Origin of the sequence: Fibrobacter sp. UWB10, assembly GCF_900182935.1 — a bacterium.
Lineage (GTDB): Bacteria > Fibrobacterota > Fibrobacteria > Fibrobacterales > Fibrobacteraceae > Fibrobacter > Fibrobacter succinogenes_O.
On the sequence record NZ_FXUE01000001.1, the window covers coordinates 389,163 to 410,363 of the forward strand.

At 51.5% G+C, this 21,201-nt stretch carries 18 protein-coding genes and 1 pseudogene; 5 read left to right on the top strand and 14 right to left on the bottom strand.

Annotated features, from left to right (window positions below; all coding sequences use genetic code 11):
* Position 1: 1 nt before the first annotated feature.
* From nuoK to QOL41_RS01690, 10 genes and pseudogenes are all read right to left on the bottom strand, one after another.
* Positions 2-316: an NADH-quinone oxidoreductase subunit NuoK gene (nuoK, locus tag QOL41_RS01645; protein ID WP_283428377.1), complete on the bottom strand. Its 315-nt coding sequence runs from the start codon at positions 314-316 to the stop codon at positions 2-4.
* Positions 316-861: an NADH-quinone oxidoreductase subunit J family protein gene (locus QOL41_RS01650; RefSeq protein WP_283428378.1), complete on the bottom strand. Its 546-nt coding sequence runs from the start codon at positions 859-861 to the stop codon at positions 316-318. The genes nuoK and QOL41_RS01650 overlap by 1 nt, the downstream gene beginning before the upstream one ends.
* Positions 861-1,433 (bottom strand): NuoI/complex I 23 kDa subunit family protein, encoded by a 573-nt coding sequence (locus tag QOL41_RS01655; RefSeq protein WP_283428379.1) that lies wholly within the window; start codon positions 1,431-1,433, stop codon positions 861-863. The genes QOL41_RS01650 and QOL41_RS01655 overlap by 1 nt, the downstream gene beginning before the upstream one ends.
* Positions 1,433-2,788, bottom strand: a complete 1,356-nt coding sequence (locus tag QOL41_RS01660; protein ID WP_173653025.1) for a complex I subunit 1/NuoH family protein — start codon at positions 2,786-2,788, stop codon at positions 1,433-1,435. The genes QOL41_RS01655 and QOL41_RS01660 overlap by 1 nt, the downstream gene beginning before the upstream one ends.
* On the bottom strand, positions 2,788-4,407 hold the full coding sequence (locus tag QOL41_RS01665) for an NADH-quinone oxidoreductase subunit G (RefSeq protein ID WP_283428380.1): 1,620 nt from the start codon (positions 4,405-4,407) through the stop codon (positions 2,788-2,790). The genes QOL41_RS01660 and QOL41_RS01665 overlap by 1 nt, the downstream gene beginning before the upstream one ends.
* A gap of 4 nt (positions 4,408-4,411) precedes the next feature.
* Positions 4,412-5,719: an NADH-quinone oxidoreductase subunit NuoF gene (gene nuoF / locus QOL41_RS01670; protein WP_283428381.1), complete on the bottom strand. Its 1,308-nt coding sequence runs from the start codon at positions 5,717-5,719 to the stop codon at positions 4,412-4,414.
* A gap of 2 nt (positions 5,720-5,721) precedes the next feature.
* Positions 5,722-6,783 carry an NADH-quinone oxidoreductase subunit NuoE family protein gene (locus QOL41_RS01675; protein ID WP_283428382.1) on the bottom strand — a complete coding sequence of 354 codons (1,062 nt, stop codon included), beginning with the start codon at positions 6,781-6,783 and terminating at the stop codon, positions 5,722-5,724.
* The gene (locus QOL41_RS01680; RefSeq protein WP_163437073.1) at positions 6,780-7,973 is read right to left on the bottom strand and encodes an NADH-quinone oxidoreductase subunit D; all 1,194 of its coding nucleotides are present in this window, start codon (positions 7,971-7,973) and stop codon (positions 6,780-6,782) included. The genes QOL41_RS01675 and QOL41_RS01680 overlap by 4 nt, the downstream gene beginning before the upstream one ends.
* On the bottom strand, positions 7,970-8,569 hold the full coding sequence (locus tag QOL41_RS01685; RefSeq protein ID WP_283428383.1) for an NADH-quinone oxidoreductase subunit C: 600 nt from the start codon (positions 8,567-8,569) through the stop codon (positions 7,970-7,972). Before QOL41_RS01685 ends, QOL41_RS01680 begins: the two co-directional genes overlap by 4 nt.
* 134 nt (positions 8,570-8,703) lie before the next feature.
* Positions 8,704-9,204 (bottom strand): annotated as a pseudogene (locus QOL41_RS01690) (NADH-quinone oxidoreductase subunit B); the annotation flags it as partial.
* Positions 9,205-9,448: 244 nt separating this feature from the next.
* Between QOL41_RS01690 and QOL41_RS01695 the strand changes: the two are divergent.
* The 3 genes from QOL41_RS01695 to QOL41_RS01705 all read left to right on the top strand — a co-directional run bounded on the left by QOL41_RS01695 (position 9,449) and on the right by QOL41_RS01705 (position 12,593).
* Positions 9,449-11,137 (top strand): putative bifunctional diguanylate cyclase/phosphodiesterase, encoded by a 1,689-nt coding sequence (locus tag QOL41_RS01695; RefSeq protein ID WP_283428384.1) that lies wholly within the window; start codon positions 9,449-9,451, stop codon positions 11,135-11,137.
* A 69-nt stretch (positions 11,138-11,206) separates the two neighbouring features.
* Positions 11,207-11,398 carry a 4Fe-4S binding protein gene (locus tag QOL41_RS01700; protein WP_173653030.1) on the top strand — a complete coding sequence of 64 codons (192 nt, stop codon included), beginning with the start codon at positions 11,207-11,209 and terminating at the stop codon, positions 11,396-11,398.
* Positions 11,391-12,593, top strand: coding sequence for an NAD(P)/FAD-dependent oxidoreductase (locus QOL41_RS01705; protein ID WP_283428385.1), 1,203 nt, complete (start codon positions 11,391-11,393; stop codon positions 12,591-12,593). The genes QOL41_RS01700 and QOL41_RS01705 overlap by 8 nt, the downstream gene beginning before the upstream one ends.
* A 3-nt stretch (positions 12,594-12,596) precedes the next feature.
* On the opposite strand, the gene QOL41_RS01710 is transcribed toward QOL41_RS01705, so the two are convergent.
* Both QOL41_RS01710 and QOL41_RS01715 read right to left on the bottom strand, forming a co-directional pair.
* Positions 12,597-13,322: an NAD(P)H-binding protein gene (locus tag QOL41_RS01710; RefSeq protein ID WP_283428386.1), complete on the bottom strand. Its 726-nt coding sequence runs from the start codon at positions 13,320-13,322 to the stop codon at positions 12,597-12,599.
* A gap of 8 nt (positions 13,323-13,330) precedes the next feature.
* Positions 13,331-14,473, bottom strand: a complete 1,143-nt coding sequence (locus QOL41_RS01715) for a histidine phosphatase family protein (RefSeq protein WP_283428387.1) — start codon at positions 14,471-14,473, stop codon at positions 13,331-13,333.
* A gap of 120 nt (positions 14,474-14,593) precedes the next feature.
* Here QOL41_RS01715 and QOL41_RS01720 point away from each other — a divergent pair, with 120 nt between their 5' ends.
* The gene (locus QOL41_RS01720; RefSeq protein ID WP_283428388.1) at positions 14,594-17,068 is read left to right on the top strand and encodes a glycogen/starch/alpha-glucan phosphorylase; all 2,475 of its coding nucleotides are present in this window, start codon (positions 14,594-14,596) and stop codon (positions 17,066-17,068) included.
* A gap of 62 nt (positions 17,069-17,130) precedes the next feature.
* The gene (gene ybaK / locus QOL41_RS01725) at positions 17,131-17,631 is read left to right on the top strand and encodes a Cys-tRNA(Pro) deacylase (RefSeq protein ID WP_283428389.1); all 501 of its coding nucleotides are present in this window, start codon (positions 17,131-17,133) and stop codon (positions 17,629-17,631) included.
* 61 nt (positions 17,632-17,692) lie between these two features.
* On the opposite strand, the gene QOL41_RS01730 is transcribed toward ybaK, so the two are convergent.
* Together QOL41_RS01730 and QOL41_RS01735 are read right to left on the bottom strand one after the other, a co-directional pair.
* Complete coding sequence (locus tag QOL41_RS01730; protein ID WP_283428390.1) at positions 17,693-18,694, bottom strand: glycoside hydrolase family 11 protein; 1,002 nt, start codon at positions 18,692-18,694, stop codon at positions 17,693-17,695.
* Between the two features lie 28 nt (positions 18,695-18,722).
* On the bottom strand, positions 18,723-21,176 hold the full coding sequence (locus QOL41_RS01735) for a response regulator (RefSeq protein WP_283428391.1): 2,454 nt from the start codon (positions 21,174-21,176) through the stop codon (positions 18,723-18,725).
* Positions 21,177-21,201: the final 25 nt, after the last annotated feature.

A 21,201-nucleotide genomic window follows, 5' to 3' on the forward strand; every position in this document is an offset into this window, starting at 1 on the left:
CTTACCCCTTCATATTGGAATAGTTGTCGGAATCGACACTTTCGCGGTTACGGAAAATGAGGATTACGAGTGCAAGGCCTACGCAAGCTTCGGCAGCGGCAACAGCAATCGAGAACAGCGGCACAATCTGGCCAGCCACACTCAAATCAGCAGGAAGCGTTTTTGCAAAGCCCACGAAAGAAAGGTTCACCGCATTCAGCGCAAGTTCGACACCCATGAGCACGAAGAACACGTTGCGACGAGCAAGAGCCGTCACAAGGCCAAGGGTAAAGAGCACCAAGGCGAGAATCTGAACATAAATCGGCTGGAGTTCCATTACTTTTCCTCCTTTTCTTCGGCGGCAGCATCGTCAGTACCCAAGCGCTTCTTAGCCATAAGCACGGCAGCACCCATCGAAGAAAGCAGCAACAGGCCAAGCACTTCGAACAGCACGAAGTAACCCGGGCCCGTCTGAGCGGTATTGAACAAGTTCGAAGAAGTCATTTCGACAGAGCCGCGAAGCGTCGATGCATCGAAGCCCATGGGAGAAAGCACCAGGGCAAAGCCGACGAGACCTGCGAGAGCAAGCACGCCGACAATCACGAAGAACGACACACCATCGAACATGGGAGTCTTGTTGTCCTTTGCCGCGTTCAAGACCGAAATCACGAACACGAGGAGCATCATAATGGCACCTGCATAAACCATGATCTGAACCACACCAATGAAGGGGCTACCCAGCAGGCCGTAAATGCCAGCGAGCGAGAGCATGGTAAGCACAAGAGAAAGACCACCGTAAAGCGGATGCTTGGACAGGAGCACGCAAGCGGCAGCGCCCACAGCAATCACGGCAAGAATGATAAAGTAAATCAAGGCTAGCATCAGTTTTTAACCTCCATTCCCCAGACCTTGCGGGCCTCGGCATTCTTGGTACCACCCGGAGCCATTTGACTCTGAGCGTCATCGGGGTAATCCTTCGGATTCCAGCTTGTAAGCGTCTGAAGGTTTGCCACGAATTCGTCACGGGTGCGGTGTTCAAAGATGATTTCCTTGGTATCCATACGGAGTGCATCGACCGGGCAGGCTTCAACACAAAGGCCGCAGAACACGCAAGTCAAATGGTCGATATCAAAGCGCTTGACCTTCTTTTCGATACGCGGATCGTCACTGGCGGTAGCTTCGATAAAAATACAGTGGGCAGGGCAAGCCGCAGCGCACATGCCACAGGCAACGCAACGGGGCGTGCCGTCAGCACGGAGCATCAGGCGGTGCTTTGCACGGTAGGTTCTACGAACTTCAGGCTGACCTTCCGGATAAGAAATCGTCGGAAGTTCTTCGTAGCGGAACAGACCGCGGGCAGCGTGCTTGAGTGTTGTCCACAAGCCGCGAATAGCCTCGAAAATGTAGAGGCGTTCTACCCAGTTCATGGGTCTTTGTCTAATAACGCGGGCCATTAGTTACCTCCCATCAACTTTGCAACCACAGCGGTCACAACGAGGTTCAAAATAGCGATGTTCAGAATAATCTTCCAACCAAGGTGCATCACGTGGTCATAGCGGAAGCGCGGCAGAGTCCAGCGGACCCAAATCCACACCCAGCAGAAGAACACGCTCTTTGCAAGGAGCACCAGCAGGTGAATTGCAGCGGTACCGAGAGCGGCACCCAGGCTATTCACCATAACACCGTTCACCATGGAGTATTCCGGATTATAGAACAACCAGGAAGCGACACCGGCGCCAATCAGCACGAGGGTTGCAATCCAAGCGACACCCTTGTAAAGCTTGTATTCCTGCAGGATTTCCATCTTGTTGGCCTGAGCAGAAGCACGAAGCTTGCGGGAGTAACGGTAAATCATATGGAGGAAAGCGAGAGCGAAGAAGGCAAGCACCCAGCAGAGAATGGCAAGAGAGCCACCCATATGAGCCTGGATGGTTTCGGTCGTCACAAACGGAACCGAGTAGCCGCCCAAGAAGAGCGTTGCAACCAAAAGGCTGCTGATGCAAATGTGGGAGTATTCACCCATGTAGAACAGACCGAACTGCATAGCACCATATTCAGTATGGTAACCGGCAACGAGTTCAGGTTCACCTTCGGCGACGTCGAACGGAGCGCGGCCCGTTTCAGCAATCGTTGCAATCAAGAAGCAGAAGAAGGCCACCGGCTGGGCGACAATGCCCCACACGTGGTGTTCCTGCCAGCTCACGATATCGGTGAGGCTGAAGGAGCCCGCGAGCACCAAGAGCCCCATCATCGAAAGGCCCTGGCAGACTTCGTAGCTAATCGTCATTGCAGTCGTACGCAAAGAACCGAGGTAGCTGTACTTGGAACGGGAGCTAAGACCGGCAAGCACGGCACCGTAGGCAGAAAGCGAACTGAAACCGAACAGGAGCAGAATACCCACTTCGGAATCAAGAATCGGACCTGCAATGCGGACAACCTTGTCGCCCCATTCAAAGACCATCGGGCCAAACCAAGGAATCACGCAAGGGCTAAGGAACACGATTGCAAACGGAATGGCAGGAGCCACATAGTAAAGGAACTTCTTGGAACCCTTCGGCGCAAACATTTCCTTGAAGAAAAGCTTGGTACCGTCGCACATGTTCTGCACATAGCCAAACAGGCGAACCTTACCGAAGAACGGAACCTTAATGTAAGAGCGGTTCGGACCCTGACGGTCCTGCATAAAGCCCGCACCACGGCGTTCCATAGGAATCAACAACAGGATGTACAGGACAGGCACAAAGCAGAAGCCGAACTTCGCGATGGTAATGACCCATTCCACCCAGGTTTTGGATTCGATGATATCCATTAGGCGTTACCTCCTTCGAGCAACTTGCCTGTATTCTTGATGGTATCGTAAGAAAGTCCTGCAAGCACGCTTGCGTACTCACCCGCCTTCTTAAAGGCATCGAATGCGGTTTCGAACTTGCTTCCGGCAAGTTCAGAAAGCACTTCATAAGCCGGGCGAAGTTTTTCGTCGGGGCATACCGGGCAAGCGGAGAGTTTCTGCAGAATGTTCAAGCTATTCACCATGGTACCCTGAATTTCGCTCCAGTGGCGGATACCGAAGGCAAGCGTAGCCTTGTTTGCAGTCGCATCGTTGAACGGAGTGAAAGCGATGCGGGTCGGAATCTTTTCGAGGGCAGAAGCAGCAGCGCCACCTTCGCCAAAGACATCGTTATTCACAGTGACAAGCACCTTGAATTCGGAAGCACGCTTCACGAGGTCTTCAAGATTATTGTCGGCAATACCGAGCAGCTTGAAACCAGCGCGGTTTGCAAGCGGGTCGCCACTCATGGCGATACCGTCGGGGGCACCGACCTTCTTGAAGGTCCCGCCGAAAAGTTCGGCGGAGTCGCCCAAGCTTTCCTTGAGCATGCGGAGTGCTGCGAGATCTTCGTTCGTGCAAGAGCCACCAGCGACAAGGGCGATCTTGCCCCCGCTCTTCTTTGCTTCGGCAAGAGCTTCTTGAATCACGTGGAAGCCCATAGCCGGAAGGCGATTCTTGTCGAAGTTCTGGAACGCAAGGCGGCTCGTGTTAGAAAGCCAGCTGCGGTTCACTTCGGGGTTGCAACGGGGCATCACGCGGTAGATGTGACCGTCGGCGTGATCAAGCCAAATATTTGCACCCAGGGAGTCGTCCATCGAAATCGTCGGCGTGTGAGACAAGAGCCAAACACGCTTCTGGAAACGGAAGTACTTCGCGGTCATAGCGCCCACGGGGCAAACGTCAGTCACGCACAAGTCATATTCGTGATCCAGCTTTTCGCCCGGGAACGTGGTAATGTAAGTATGGTCGGCGCGGCCGGCAAGCTGCAGCTGTTCGGAACCGGCAATGGTACGCATAAAGCGCACGCAACGGTCGCACTGCACGCAACGTTCTTCGTCGAGCAAAACACGGGGACCGAGGTCCACGTGCTTACCGCCACGGAGCTGACCCTTGGCATCAATGAACTGGTGTGCCGGATTGCCGTGGTAGTTCTTGCCGTATTCGGGGCGCATGCGGGATTCGTTCTGGCCCGCTTCCATAAAGTTTTCCTGCAAGGTGCATTCACCGGCCTTGTCGCAAATCGGGCAATCGAGCGGGTGGTTCACCAGCATGAATTCCTGCGTTGCCTTGCGGGCATTCTTCACACGGGCAGAGGATGCCGGCGTGTAAATCTTCATACCCGGCATAACCGGCGTGTAGCAGGCAATCACGAGCATACGGCCACGCGGGCCTTCTTGCTCCACCAAGCACTGGCGGCAGTTACCGGACACCGGCAAATACGGGTGGTAACAGACGTGAGGAGTTTCAATCCCGACAGCCTTGAGGGCTTCGAGCAGGTTCGTATCGCCAGGAACCATCACGGCCTTGTCGTCCACGAAGATTTCCACCTTCGGGCTATTCTCGGTCGGGAGTTTCGGCATGTTGTAGAAGTTACTCATATTATTACCAGAAAATTCCAGGACGATAGTTATCCTGAACACGCGGCTTGGCGTGGTCGGGGTTCTTTGCGATTAATTCATCAAAGTCGGCTCTGAACTTTGCAGTGTAGCTAGACACCGGGCCGCCGAGCGAGATAGACAGCGGGCAAATCGTCACGCCGCCAAATCCGCCAGAAAGGCTCTGCATCAGTTCCACGTCGCCATCGTGACCCTTGCCGTCGACAATCTGATTCAGAATGCGATGCAGAAGGCCCGTACCTTCGCGGCACGGAGTGCACTGGCCGCAAGATTCGTGGCTGTAGAAGTTGCCGAGCACGTTCAGGAGTTCAGCCATGTTGTGCGTATCGTTAATCACAATCATGGCGCCCGAACCGAACATAGTCTTCATCGAGGCGAGGCATTCATAGTCCATGGTGGCTACGGCACATTCGCCTGCGTTCAGCGGAGCGCAAGAAGAACCACCCGGAAGCACAGCCTTCAGGTTTCCGCCCACGACACCGCCGGCATAATCGTTAATCATCGTCATCATCGGAGTGCCAAGCGGAGCTTCGTACACGCCCGGATTCTTCACGTCGCCCGAGATGCAGAACACCTTGGTACCGCCAGCACGGGGCGTCCCCATCTTGGCGTATTCTTCGGGTTCATGCTGGAAAATCCACGGGAGAGCCATAATAGTTTCGACGTTGTTCACGCAAGTCGGAGACTTCCATGCACCGCTCACCGCCGGGAAAGGCGGCTTCAAGCGGGGCTGACCCTTCTGGCCTTCGAGCGAGTTAATAAGAGCAGTTTCTTCACCGCAAATGTAGGCGCCAGCGCCACGGTGAACAAAGATATCGAAACTGAACTTGGTTCCGCAAATGTTTTCGCCGAGGTAACCGGCGGCGTATGCCTGGTTCAAAGCCTTATTGAGGCTTTCGATGCAGGGCAGGAATTCGCCACGGCAGTAGATGTAAGCAGCGCGGCTACCGAGAGCCCAAGCAGCAATAATCAAGCCTTCGATCAAACGGTGCGGATCTTCCATCATCAGGAAGTGATCCTTAAACGTACCGCCTTCACCTTCGTCAGCGTTCACTACGATGTACACAGGCTTGCCGGAATTGCGCGGAACAAAGCTCCACTTCATACCGGTCGGGAAGCCAGCACCACCACGGCCACGGAGACCGGAGCGTTGCACGTAGTCAATCACTTCGAACTGGCTCATGTTGAACAAGCGTTCCGAAATGTTTGCGTAGCCGCCCAGTTTCTTGTAGACTTCAATGTCCTGGGCGCCCTTGCCAAAATTTCCTGTACAAACTTTTACTACTTCAGCCATAATTACTTAGCCTCCTCTACGGTCGCGGGCTTCTGAGTGGTAACCGCTTCCTTGGAAGGTTTTGCAGTGCGTTCGCCCGAAGTGGCAATCATGCGGTACACATCGCCGACCTTACCGGCAGCATCCACAAAAGCCTTGTCCTTCACGCCGGGTTCACCGACAGCGACCCAGTTGCTGCCGTCCTTCTTTTCGACGACAATCTTCGTGAATTCGGGAGCGCCCTTCCAAGTGAGGGTAGCACCATTTTCGTCAGCTTCAGCCTTCACGTTCAAAACCGGAGAAGGCGGAGCATAGTCAGCAACCTGCGGCTTGGCAGTTGCGCCCGGAGCACCGGGGTGGCCGCCGTGGCCCTTCACGATTCCGCCAAGCACATCGTGCTTCGGAACATCGTTCGCATGAGCCTTGCACCATTCAATAATGCGGTCAATGCTGACTTCCGTAAGCGTCGAGCCACGCTTCATTTTGAGTTCGCCATCGACCACGTCGGTCGCAAAGTCATCGTTCACAAGCATCATCGGGCCATTGCCGCAGCTACCGAGGCATTCCACCTGGAGCACGGTAAACAGGCCATCGGGAGTCGTTTCGCCAGACTTAACGCCGAGTTTGTTTTCGACATACTTGATAAGCGGCTGAGCACCCTTGATAGCGCAGCTGATGTTGCGGCAGAACTGCAACAGGAACTTGCCCTTGGGAGCGTGATTATACATGGTATAGAAAGTGGCAACGCCGAGAGCATGAGCCGGAGCGCAACCGCAAACGTTTGCAGCCCAGCGGATACCTTCGGTCGGAACCCAACCGAACACACCCTGCACAAGCCAAAGGACTTCGAGCAAAGCGCCCTGGCCCACCGGATAACGGCTGAGCAAGTCGGCGCAACGTTCCTTGATTTCAGGAGTGTCGAGCTTTGCGAGCACTTCCTTCGGAGCGGGCTGCGGAACAGCCTTGTTCACGTAGCCAAAAGTCTGACCCGGATCCGGAAGAGCGGGAATGGCTTCGCTCGGACCGTCGAACTTCAAATGGTTATTCGATACAAACTGAACTGCACCTTGAATATGTTGTGTCATCGGTCAAGTTCTCCAGCAATCATGTTAAGGCCAGGCAGTGTTGCCATAGAGTCGGCAAGGGTAAGGCCTTCGACCAGTTCGTTAAATGCAGACACATGGGCAAACGACGGGGAACGCACCTTGATACGGTACGGATGGCCAGAACCATCAGAAACGATGGTAAAGCCGAGTTCGCCGTTAGCGCATTCGCTTGCGCAGTAGTATTCGCCTTCGGGCACGCGGATGCCTTCGTACACGCTCTTAAAGCGGCCGATAAGAGCTTCCATGTCCTGGTAGGCAAGCTTGTGTGCGGGCACGCGGATGCGTGGGTCGACAATGTCGACCGGGCCCGGAGCGAGGCGCTTCAGGGCCTGGCGCACAATCTTCACAGATTCTTCGATTTCAGCAAGACGCACCTGCAGACGGTCGTTGGCGTCGCCCTGCGTGCCGACCACGACTTCCCAGTCGTAGGTTTCGTAGTCGTAGTAAGGTTCATCCTTGCGGAGGTCGCTTTCGACACCCGTCGCACGCAGACACGGCCCTGTCCAGCCGTAGCTGATAGCGCGTTCGGCAGAGATCTTGCCAACGCCCACGGTACGGTCAAGGAAGATACGGTTACGGTCCAAGCAGGCATGCAGATCCTTGAGGGCCTTTTCCACCGACTTGCAAGCAGCCAAGACGTCTTCTTCGAAGCCATCGTAGCTGTCGCGGTAGAGGCCACCGATACGGGCAAAGCTGTTCGTAAGGCGTGCGCCCGTGAGCTTTTCCCAAATCAGCATGATTTCTTCACGCGGGTTAAAGGCGTACATGAACGGAGTCGTACCGCCCAAATCCTGGAATGCGGCAGCCACGCAAATAAAGTGGTCGTTGATACGAGAGAGTTCGTTCACAATCACGCGGAGCACCTTGGTGCGTTCCGGGATTTCGATACCGTACATGTTTTCCACAGCGCGGCAGAATGCAATGTTGTTCATCATTGCAGAGCAGTAGTTCAAGCGGTCGGTGTAAGGAATCACCTGCTGCCAGGTGCCGCGTTCGACCATCTTTTCAAAGCCACGGTGCATAAAGCCAATTTCATGGACACCGGCCACGATGGTTTCGCCATCGAGGGCAGCCAGCAAGCGCACGCAGTGGTGGGTCGCCGGATGCGTCGGGCCCACGTTCAGGGCCATCAGGTTTACTTTTTCGCCATTCGGGTCAAGTACGATCATTCTCTGATACTCCCTTCAAGGTATTCTTCTTCGACAGGCATGATTTCCTTAGAACGCTGGACAATCTTGTAGCCCTTGGATTCCAAGCGCTTTTCGAGTTCCGGAACCAAGAAATCGGTCGTCGAGAGCCACTGGCGCTTCTGGGCAGGATAATCCTTACGGAGCGGGTGGCCCACAAATTCAACATGGTTCAAAATGCGGCGCAGGTCCGGGTGGCCCGAGAACACGATACCGTACTGGTCATAAACTTCGCGTTCAAGCCAGTTGGCACTTGCATACAGGTCAGTCACGGTCGGCACCTTCAAGTCGGCTTCGCTGACTAGCACCTTAAGACGGACGCGGCGACCCGGGTTCTTCATGCTCTTAAAGGCGTAGCTCACCGCGAAACGGGGGCCTTCGTAATTGGGGTAAGTGAGGTAATCGATACCAGCGAGATCGAGGAGCATGTCCATCTGCATCGAGGGATCGTTCTTCAAGAATTCGACAGCGTTGTGCAGGTATTCCTTCGGGATTACCACGCAGGTATCCCATTTGGCCTTATTGTCACGCTTGCCACCAAATTTGGATTCAAGGACGTCAATCACGGATTCCATCATTACTCCTTCCAGAACTGGGCTTTTTTGACAAGTTCCTGTTCTTTTTCAGCCACAAATTCCTTGATTTCGGCAGTCTTTTCACGGGCAAACTCGCGGGCTTCCGCCTTCGCCTGTTCGGTCTTTGCCTTGATCATTTCGAGCTGATCTTTCACGCGTTCGGCGCGCTGCTTCATATAAGATTCGTCCTTGATCTTCTTCTGCAGGTCAAACATGGCCTCGAAGAATGCTTCCGGACGGCTGGGGCAACCACCGATATACACGTCCACCGGGATAATATGGTCGATACCCGGCACAGTGCAGTAACAGTCATAAAAACCACCCGAACTAGCGCAAGCACCCATGGCGATCACCCAGCGGGGTTCTGCCATCTGTTCGTACATGCGCTTCAGAATCGGAGCCTGCTTATAAGAAATAGTACCTGCGACCAGCAACACATCGGACTGACGCGGCGTAAAACGCACGTATTCAGAACCGATACGAGACAAGTCGTAGCGACCCACTTCGGTACTCATGAATTCGATTGCACAGCAAGCGGTTCCGTAAGGAAACGGCCACAGGGAGTTGGTACGGCCCCAATTGACTAGAAAATCAAGAGAAGTCGTAATGAAATTCGGCTTTTCTGCCTCATTACTCATAGGAGATTACCTCTTTAAATGCGGGGTAAAAGATAGAATTTTCAGGCCACGGGTTTTGCGATTCTGGCCCTAGGTATCAAAAAAAAAGCAATAATCTTTATTAGCTAAATCTAACTTTTTAAAAAGGATTTTTTTGTGACAGGTCGCACATTTTCCCCCGAAATAGGGTATATTCATAAGGTATACTTGAAACCCCCGCCATTTTTTTGTAGTTTTGGCGCGGTTTTGGTATGTTGAGGCAGTAATGGATATTGCGCTGTACAATAGTATTTATCTTGATTTTAGGTCCAAACTCCTGGGCCCTATTTTCAGTACAGAAGAAATATTCGCCACTTTAGCAAGAAACCTGGCTCCCCTAGCAAAAATCGCAAATATCGGCTACATCAACTGCTTGTATTACGCACCGGTCAGCCAATTTGCCCCTAACGGGATTTCCGGGGAATTCACTGCCTTCCACGACAAGCAAAATCTGCCGGAAAAGCCTACCAACCCCGACTTTTCCGAAACCATGACCACGGGCGAACAGGGATCCTTCACCTTCCAGGCCCACCCCATCCAAGGACACGCCTTTACCGACGACGAAAGACAGGTCGTCCAACTCCTCAGTTGGGACTTCTTTATTCTTTCGGGCCGGGCACGGCTCATGGGCAACACCCGCAAGGCGGCCATTTCGGATCCCATGACCGGGGCATACAACCAGGCAGGTATTTTCGCTTTCACGCAGCAGTTTATTGGCGACAACCTCAAAGATTATACCGGCCACTTTATTAACCTCAAGAATTTTAGGTACATCAACAAGGCCTTGGGCAACAATATGGGTGACCTCGCCCTTAAGATGTATGTCAAGCAGATTCTTCTGTTCCTTGACAATGCCGAAATGATTGCCCGACTCGGTGGCGACAACTTCTTTGTTTTGACCAAGAAAAGCCACCATCAAGAATTTATCGACAAGTTTACCGTTTGCGAATTGACTGCAAGCCAGGGACCAAAGCCTCTGAATATTCGCCTGCAGACACGCATTGGCGTATACCATATCGAAGACAACGTGATTGTCGGTGACGCCCTGAACAATTGCGCCATCGCTATGCAGGCTGCAAGAATCATCAAAACTCGCGACGTGGTATACTTTACCAAGGAAATGCAAATTCAGTCCATTCACCAGAGAGAAATCTCGACTGAATTCCATAACGCCATGCGTAACCGCGAACTGGTCGTGTTCTACCAGCCCAAAGTCTGCCTCGAAAACAACCGCATCAATGGCGCCGAAGCCTTGGCTCGTTGGGTCCGCCACAAGACCATCATTCCGCCCATGGACTTCATTCCGGTTCTAGAACGCGAAGGCACCATTTGCGAATTGGACTTTTACGTTTTCGAAACGGCCTGCAACGACATCAGCGAATGGCTCAAAGCAGGCATTACGCCCGTGTGCATTTCTTCAAACTTCTCGAAGCTGCACTTGCGCAACGAAAACTTTGCCGACCGCATTCTCGAAATCCTGCGTAAGTACGAAATCGAAGGCAAGTACATCGAAGTGGAACTGACCGAAGTGTCCGACTTTGATGACACGATTGCCATGCAGAAATTCATCGACATCATGCGCAAGAATGGCATCGGAGTTGCCATCGATGACTTTGGCACCGGCTATTCTACCCTGAATGTGCTCAAGGATTACAACATCAGCGTTGTAAAAATTGACAAGTCGCTGTTGAATAACATCGGTAAAGAAAACTCCCACGACGAAATCGTCCTGAGAAACGTGGTCAAAATGGCCAGCGAACTAAACAAGGACGTAATCGCTGAAGGTGTAGAAACTCAAGAACAGGCTGATTACCTAAAGCGAATCAACTGCGGCAGCGCCCAGGGCTTCCTTTTCGACAAGCCGTTGGTCCGCGACGATTTCTTAAAGCGTCTCGTTGACGGATATATTTACTAACACCCAAAGTGCTAATTTAGTTGGCAGAACTTAGCTAGTAGAGATTCTATTTGCTATATTCATTCTATAATGAAGAATCTCGTTCACGATAGAAAGATATGCCTTGCCTGTGCAGGCTGTGTAGGGACTTGCCCTAAAATGGCGCTCGACATGTACGGGCTTGATTTGCAGATTGATCACGAAAAATGCATCAAGTGCGGCATTTGCACTAGAACATGCCCCGTAGGCGCATTAAAAATCGTGGAGGTGAACGATGCTTGATTCCCGTTACGATGTCGTAGTCATTGGTGCCGGCCCCGGCGGTTGTGTTGCAGCCCGCAATTTGGCTCGCGCAGGCCACAAGGTGCTGTTGCTCGAAAAGCGCGAAAAGATTGGTTATCCCGTGCGCTGTGGCGAAGCGAGCACGACGCTTGCCGACTTGAAGACTTACGGTCCGATTGACGACAGCTGTATTGAAAGCATTATTAACGGGCTCTACATTTATGGCCCTGGTGGCGTGAACATCGAAGTTCCAAAGCCCGCCACCGGCATCATGCTCAATCGTGAAATTTTTGACCCGTGGCTAGCAAAGCTTGCCGCCGACGATGGCGTCCAAGTAGAGACATGCGCCCGCGCCGAATTCGTAAGCGATGTCGAAGGCGATGAACGCATGGTCCGCGTTGTCCTCGGTAAAGGCGACGGAAATGGGTCGGTTACGACAACGAGCACGCAAGAAATTTATGCAAAGATGGTCATCGCCGCCGATGGAGTCGAAAGCCGTATCGGTCGTATCGTCGGTCTGGACTGCGGACAAAAAGTAATGCAGACCTGCACAGGCGTCGACATTCAGGTGCAAGGTCTCTTGACCAGGCCCGATTACTTGACCTTCTGGCAGGGCCACGACTTTATTAACGACGGCTACATCTGGAGTTTCCCGAAACAGAAGTCTAACGTCACAAACTTCGGCGCAGGTTTCTTGATAACTAACAAGAACCGTCCGAACATTCTCGAAGTCACCATGGATTGGCTCGAAAAGCTTTTCCCGGGTGCAAAAATCAATCATACCGTCGGCGGAGTCATTCCTGTTTCGAGCGTTCTCAAGAATTATACGCTTGACCGTTTCGCCCTCGTGGGCGATGCCGCCCACCACACCAACCCGCTCACGGGTGGTGGCATTGCTGCCGCAATGAGGGCGGGCAGATTCTGCGCCGAATACGTCGACCAAGGTCTTAAGGCGAACAACCTCTCGAAGGAATTCTTGAAGCAGTACGAAAACCGTTGCTACGGTTACTTCGGCAAGATGCACGACTTCGAATACAAGTTCCGCAGGTTCCTGCTCGCGATTAACCGCGCAGACCAAATCGAACTTTACAAGGTCCTGCAAGGTTTCGCTCTTAGTGGATACAAAAAGAGCGCCTTCCTCAAGACGCCCATTAAGACAACCAAGTTCCTGTACAAGTTCTGGAAGTTCAAGTAGTCGCTAAAACAATTCGTCTACTTTTGTTTTGGCAAGCACGCGGTTGTAAATAATCCGCTTGCCTTTTACGCCATCGGTAGCGCACACATGATCTGTGGGCGGTTTCAAAATTGAAGTCACCAAATGAGCGGCCACCGTTTCGGCATGAACCGGGCGCACGTAGGCCGGAATCCATTCAGGATGTCTCCCGATTGTCTTTTGCAACAATTCTTCGCCAAAGCGCTTGTCCTTATGTTTGCCAAGCAACAATGACGGGCGAACAAGCGTAAGCGTTTCAAAGCCCATCATGTCAAGGCCTTCTTCCAATTGCCCCTTAAGGCGATTGTAGAAGTACGGCGAATGACTGTCGGCACCCATGGCACTCACGCACAAGAAGTTTTTCACCCCCGCCTTTTTGGCAATGGCAGCAAGCTTGAGCGGAAGCCTCAAGTCAATTTTTTCTTGAGCGGCCTTGCTCCCCGCCTGTTTCCTTGTTGTACCCAAGCAACAGACGACTGCATCACAACCGACAAAGCCCGCATAGAAAAACATTCGCAAAGCATCGTTATCTTGTTCAAAATCAACTTGCTTAAAGTCTAATTTCGATGTCCCTTCAAGAATTCCAAGATCGTTCAAATCAGGGATCTTCCTTACAGGGCAAAAAACTCGCACGACCTGCGGGAGGCGCACGAGTAATTTCAAGACATTTTTGCCAACAAGGCCCGTAGAGCCTAAAACAGCAATTTTCATTGTATTATCTACGGATTCTGCAGAGCGGCAAGAGAATCAAGCGTAGCCTGATGCTTTTCGGTATACATATAACCTAATTCGATTCCACGAACCGGGAGCAATGTCACGAGGTTTGCTTCATCTACGACCACGGCCATACCAGACAGGTAGTTTGCCCACTTGCCACTTTCATAGAACTTCAGGTCAACCGTTCTATTAGAAGCATAGGCAACCAGCGGTTCAATCAGAAGGTCATGAGAGATAAGAACGTTCACGCGCTTCCAGTTCGGCAGATTTGCCAAGATGACTTCGTTCACGAACTGGTCACCACGCGGCATCAGTTCATACAAGTATTCAGGAATCTTGTCCTTGGTGAATCGAGACGGATTCGGATCGTCATAAGCCCAAGAAGAAATGAACTTCCAGGAACCGCCACGGTTTCTCACAAAGGCATCCATCGTATCTGTCGGCACCTTCAAGAAGTAGCCGCCATTGATGCCTTCCCAAGTAACCACTTCAACGCCTGTTTCACCGCGACCCTTGGCAATGTTTTCAGCCGTCGTGCGGGTGCGGATAAAATCAGTCGAAGAGTAATAGAAAGATTCATCGCCACCGGCAAGCTTGGCACCGACACTCAAAGCCTGCTGCACACCCTTTTCAGTCAAAAGGGATTCCTGACCTTCGCTCGTTTCGCGTTCGGCATGACGCATCACAAATACCAACTTAGAGGTCACCGGCACGGCATTGTAGACATCGCCCACATCGTAGAAGCCCGTGCTATCCGGAGCAACAGCCAAGCCAGCAGCAGCCGGGTCACGGTTGAACGAAGACACCGTTGTTGCAGGGTCCGGGTTGACAACAGGATCCGTCGAAGTTACAGTCGTATCCGTCGGGGTTTCCGGGTTCGTTACAGGGTCGGTCGGATTAGTGGACGGGTCGGTCGAAGGGTCGGTAGTCGGGTTCGTTGCCGGATCAGTCGAAGGATCCGTCGTAGGATTAGTAGCGGGATCGGTCGTAGTCGAAGGATCAGTCGGGGTACCTTGTTCGGGAACATCGGTAGATGTCGGCGTAGAATTAGAAGAATCGTCACCACAACCAGCAATAATAACCGTAATAAATGCCGCGCAAATCATGAGAAAAGCCTTGCGAGCAACAAACTTTTTCATATTCATCGTTTTTTCCTCTAGTTTATTATCTATTCCCCTAATTTAACTATTTGCTCCACACAAAACCCGTAAATATTTCTAAACTTAATGGTGTAAAATTTTAACCCTAACCCATAGGACCGTCTTATGGCAAAAACATTCAAAAAAGCAGAAGAAGTGACCGTGCTCGGCAACGACGCGGAATCATTCCGTAAGGCCTTTACCGACCACATCCACCACACGCTCGCCCGTAACAGTGCGACCGTGACCGACCACGAAAAGTTCTTGGCCGTCGCTTACGCCGTGCGCGACCGTCTCGTGGACCGCTGGATCAAGACGCAGGAAACCTACTACCAGAAAGACGTAAAGCGCGTCTACTATCTGTCCCTCGAATTTTTGATTGGCCGTACCCTCGGCAACTCCGTTCTGAACCTCGACGTCGAAAGCGCCGTGACTGAAGCTCTTGACGAACTCGGCATGACTCTCGAAGAACTCCGCGAACAGGAAGTCGACGCCGGTCTCGGTAACGGTGGCCTCGGCCGCTTGGCCGCTTGCTTCCTCGATTCCATGGCAACGCTCGAACTCCCGGCTACCGGTATGGGTATTCGCTATGAATACGGTATGTTCAGCCAGAAGATCGTGAACGGCGAACAAGAAGAACAGCCGGATAACTGGCTGCGCCTCACCAACCCGTGGGAAATCGCCCGTCCGTCGAACGAAGTCAAGGTGCCCATGTACGGCTACGTGGTCAGCTGGATGGACGAAAAGGGCAAGCTCCGCAATCGTTGGGAAACCAAGGACTACGTGCTCGCTCTCCCCTACGACACTCCGATTCCGGGTTACAAGAACAACACCGTGAACAACCTGCGCCTCTGGAGCGCCAAGTCTACCGACGACTTCGGCCTCAGCTACTTCAACAACGGTGACTACATCGCCGCTGTGCAGGACATGGAACTTTCTGAAACCATTTCCAAGGTGCTCTACCCCAACGATGCTTCCATGAACGGTAAGGAACTGCGCCTCAAACAGCAGTACTTCCTCTGCTCTGCATCTCTGCAGGACATCATCCGCCGCTTCAAGAAGCTCCATGAAGGTGAATGGAAGGTGTTCCCTGAAAAGGTCGCCATCCAGTTGAACGACACGCACCCGGCAATCTCTATCGCCGAAATGATGCGCATCTTGCTCGACGAAGAAAACCTGGAATGGGACGAAGCATGGGAAATCGTGACACACACGTTTGCCTACACGAACCACACCTTGATGCCCGAAGCTCTTGAAAAGTGGCCGGTCAGCCTCTTCGAAAAGCTGTTGCCGCGTCACCTCCAGATCATTTACGAAATCAACGCACGCTTCCTGCGTCAGGTGTCCCTCAAGTGGCCCGGCGACAACGCTCGCCTCGCCCGCATGAGCCTCATCGAAGAAGGCGGCTGCAAGATGGTCCGCATGGCTTACCTCTCCATCGTGGGTTCGTTTGCCGTGAACGGTGTGGCAGCCCTCCACTCCGACCTCTTGAAGACCACGCTCTTCAAGGACTTCTACGAACTGTGGCCTGAAAAGTTCAACAACAAGACGAACGGCGTGACGCCGCGTCGCTGGGTCCGCAAGGCTAACCCGGCTATGTCCGAACTCATTTCTTCCAAGATCGGCGAAGGCTGGGTCAAGGACCTCGACGAACTCAAGAAGCTCGAAAAGTTTGCGAAGGACGCCAAGTTCCAGAAGGAATTCATGGCTGTCAAGAAGCAGAACAAGGAACGCCTCGCCAAGTACCTCAAGGCAACGCAGGGCGTCGATGTCGACGTGAACACGTTCTTCGACGTGCAGGTCAAGCGTATCCACGAATACAAGCGCCAGCTCCTGAACATTCTGCATGCCATTCACCTGTACATCCAGCTGAAGGACGGCAAGGAAATCATGCCGCGTACCATCATGATCGGTGGTAAGGCCGCTCCGGGTTACTGGATGGCAAAGCAGATCATCCGCCTCGCTAACGCCGTGGCCGCAATCATCGATGCTGACCCGATTTGTAAGGGCAAGCTCAAGATGGTGTTCCTCGAAAACTACCGCGTGTCCTTCGCCGAAAAGATTATTCCGGCTGCAGACCTCTCCGAACAGATTTCGACCGCAGGCACCGAAGCCTCTGGTACCGGCAACATGAAGTTCGCCTTGAACGGCGCACTCACCATCGGTACGCTCGACGGCGCTAACGTTGAAATGAAGGAAGAAGTCGGCGACGACAACATCTTCATCTTCGGCCTCACCGTGGAAGAAGTCACCGACTTGCTCGCCAAGGGTTACCGTCCGCGCGACTTCTACGAACACGACGACGATCTTCGCCGCGTAATCGACCTGATCGCATCCGGCTTCTTCAGCCCCGATCGTCCGGAACTCTTCAAGCACATTGCCGACAAGCTCCTCACCAACGACAACTACCTGCTCTGCGCAGACTTCCGCAGCTACATTGACATGCAGAAGAAGGTCGCCGAGGAATACCAGGACAAGAAGACTTGGGCAGAAAAGGCAATCCTGAACGTCGCTCGCATGGGCAAGTTCAGTTCCGACCGTACCATCAAGCAGTACGCCGAAGAAATCTGGAACGCCAAGGGCTGCAGCATCAAGCTGTAATCCTCACGCTCACAAAGCATTCGAAAGTCCGCGAGCAATCGCGGGCTTTTTATATTTGGGCTATGGAAATCAAGAAGACGAATGCGGCGAGAATTTTAGACCGCCAGAAAATTTCTTACGAGCTTATCCCCTACAAGGTTGACGAAAACGACCTGGGTGCGCAACATGTCGCCGACAGTCTCGGCGAAGATATCAACCAAGTTTTCAAGACGATTCTCGTTCACGGAGACAAGATTGGCTACCTCGTATGCGTGGTGCCGGGGAACCTCGAAGTGGACTTGAAAGGTGCCGCCAAGGTGAGCGGCAACAAAAAGATTGACACTGTTCCGCTCAAGGATTTGACGCCGCTGACCGGTTACATTCGTGGCGGTTGCAGTCCGCTCGGTCTCAAGAAGAATTTCCCGATTTTCATTCACGAAACTGCGATGCAGTTCCCTTACATTTACGTGAGTGCAGGCGAGCGCGGCTTGCAACTGAAAGTTGCACCCGCCGACCTTGTGAAGGCGATACGCGCCACCGTGGGCGTGATCGCGCGAGTCCCGCCTGAAGCTCCGCAAGATTAAATCAAACTAAAAAGCCTCTCACAAAGGAGAGGCTTAAATTTTTGCTTTGCGGCAAAGTGAATTACTTCACCGAGATGCTACGGACAGCGCGGCCCTGCTTTACCATGTAAATGCCGGAATTGTACTTGGCCTTGATGGCTGCATTCAGGGATTCTGCGTCAGCCGTTTCAAAAGAGCCGAGGTACTTGCCTTGAGCGTCAAACACGAGCGACTTGCTGTTGTCGGCCGTCATAGAGCGAATACCCTTGATTGCATCCGTCGAGCTACTGGATTCAGGTTCAGCAGAAGAACTGGACTGTTCAGCGCCTTCGATATAGACCTTGGCATAGGGGAAGTCGTATTCGCCCTTGGCATTAGCACCGCTGTTGCTTCCGGCTTCGCCGAGAATCTTGGCTTCGTGCATCTTACCCATCTTCATGCCAAGTTCTTCCCACTTCTTGAAGTGAGCGGTAATGTCGATAGTACCGCAATCACGCTTACTCTTACGCACGCTGAAATACTGCTTAAAGTATTTATTGTCACCATCGATGGAATAAGAGGTGCGGTCACCTTCGTAAACCGTATACTGGGCACCATCGATTTCAAAATCGCCGTGATTCTTTGCAGAAGCACCCTGAGCAACCCACGAGCCAGGCATATACTGGCTACCGGTGTTATCCACAATGTACCATTCCACTAGAGGTTCACGGGTCCAGCCATAAATGCCGATGTAGGAATAGTCGATTCCAGAAAGACCGCTCTTGACCAGCTTGAAGTCCGCCTTCATGTGACCGATTTCTTCGTGAGTCTTATCGCTATTGAAAGCAAGACCCGTACGGCACAGGTAGTCCTTGGCACCTGTCATCTTGCAGTTAAGGGAGCCGTCGGAATAGAACGTCGCAGAACCACCGTTGCCGCCTTCGTTCCAAAGTTCGTAACCAACGTCGCCGATAGTTCCGACCTTGTTCGTAGACACTTCCACGGATTCACCGCTATGGGTTGTCGTATTGCAGAAATCCTGAGCAAAAACATTTGCAGTCAGGGAACAAGCGGCGATTAAGCCGAATTTAAGAATTGTTCTCATATACACCTTCCTTTGGTTTAAAAGCAATTTAACAAAATTCTGTACGAAGCAATCGAATCAACGCCGTATATTTCTGTATAAACGCTTCGTGATTCTTTTTCACAAAGTCAAAATCGCCTTCTTTGCAAGCCATTTCGAGCGCCTTGGCATCTTCTGACACTTTTATCGCTCCAATTGTAAGAGAAGTACTTTTTACAGCATGCACTGTAATACGGTAATATTCAAAATCTTCTTTACTAAAAGCCTCCATCAATTCTTCTGTTTTGTCTGCACTGACATATTCACCAAGCATTTCCTTATAAAATTTCTGATCATTCATGCAATAGGCAAGGCCTGTTGCCTCGTCCAAGAAATCGGACAACTTTGTTGAAGACTGCACCGCCGGCTTTTCGTTTTCAGCGTTCGCACTTTCTACAGCGGAATTCTTTGCAACAGACTTAACCAATTCTTTAGGCAAGAACTTCTTGAGGCAAGAAAGCAAAACCTCTTCGCGAATCGGCTTTGCAATATAATCCGAGAAACCTTCATCCATGTACTGATTTTTGGCGTCGACCACAGCATTTGCGGTAAGCATCACGACAGGTGTATTCGTATTCGGACTCTTTGCAAGTTGTCTCATCTGGCGGAACGCTTCGATACCATCCATCACAGGCATCATGTGATCCAAGAATACAACATCGTAGTGATTCTTTTCAATGAGTTTCAAGGCTTCGGCCCCATTGATTGCCGTATCAATCTGAATCTTGGTATCTTTGAGAAGGCCCGCAAAAACCTTCAGGTTCATTTGCATGTCGTCAGCCAAAAGAACTCTTGCATCAGGCGCAATAAACTTTTCGTGAGCAGCATCCATAACATTCACCTGCTGCTTGTACAACTTATAAAAATCGCCTAGAGGTTTTTCATCGCTCACCTGTTGCATCAAATGGACCTTGAAGGTAGACCCTTCGCCATAAACACTGTCTACGCTTATAAAGCCGCCCATCATATCAACCAACTGCTTGGTCAGATTCAAACCAAGCCCCGTACCTTCAATGTTACGGTTTCGTTTTTCATCGAGGCGGACAAAGTCCCTGAAAAGTTTTCCGACATCCTTTTCACGAATACCGATGCCCGTATCCTTCACATGAATAAAGAGCTCCACCTGATTGCCATTGTTTCCCTGCATCGGGTCGACATCAACTTTCTCAGTCCAAACAGAGAGCGTGACTGTACCTTCGTTCGTGTACTTGACCGCATTCGAAAGCAGATTGTTAATAATCTGCCTTATACGAACTTCATCGCCAAACAAAGCTGCCGGAATTTCAGGAGAAATATCCATCACCAATTCCAAGTTTTTATCTTTGGCACGAATGGCAACCATATTGTAGCAATCATTCAATACATTGAATACGCTATATGTTACCGGCAAAATTTCCATTTTGCCTGATTCAATTTTCGAAATATCCAAAATATCATTAACGAGCGAAAGCAGCGTCTGCCCAGCGCTCTGAATATTCAAGGCATAGTCACGCAACGATTCGTCTTTGCATTCCTTAAGGAGCATCGAATCCATACCCAAAATGCCATTAATCGGCGTACGAATTTCATGACTCATGTTGGCAAGGAATATACTTTTCGCCTTGCTCGCACTTTCGGCATTTTCTTTTTCGCGAAGCAGTTCCTTATTTTCACGAGCCTTCTTTTCTGACACAACCACATAGATCATGGCTATCGAGAACATGAATATCAAAAGGCCGAACACCCAGATAATCAAAAATGAAATATCATCTTTTTCAGACGCCACTACTTCCGCGGGCACCACCCCCGTCAAGACAACGCCCGGCAACTTGAGGTCTGCAACAAAGTAATAATATTCAACCCCATCAACCTCTAAATTTGCAGCCGAGGCAATAGATACATTCAAGCCGCTTGCAAGTTTTTCGCGAACCGCCTGGTAGCCTCTTTTGCCCCAGAGCAACGACTTCCCCAACGCCTCATTATCGGAATCAATAATGATTTCATCTTTTGAATCTCGCAAAACGGCATAACCCTTGCCGCCATATGAAACCACTCCAAAATTCTTGATAATGAATTCTTCCTTGAAAAGGCGGAACAACACATACTTGATATTTTTCCCGCTATACACCGGAACCGAGAACAAGAGTCCCTTTCCTTTGCAATAGCTGATATATTTGGCTCCGTGAAACGACTCGGAAAAGCCCTTGAAATCGGCAAAGCGAATATCATGATCGCCGCCCGAATAAACAATCTTGTCATTTAAGGCCATTACACCGTAATAGAATTCCCCATTCGGATCTTCTAAAGTGGAAAGCATTCGATCAATATTATACATGTTGGCTGAAAGCCCCGCCGAAATTCCGACCAGGGATTTCAACTGTAGCACAAGCCTTTCACCGGTCGCTTCAGCATAGTTTTCCGCCTGGAAAGCAATCTGTTTTTCGACATAGCTTTGAAACAGGCTCGAAAACTTAATGCGTAACAATCCCCCAACCAAAAGGAGAATCAAC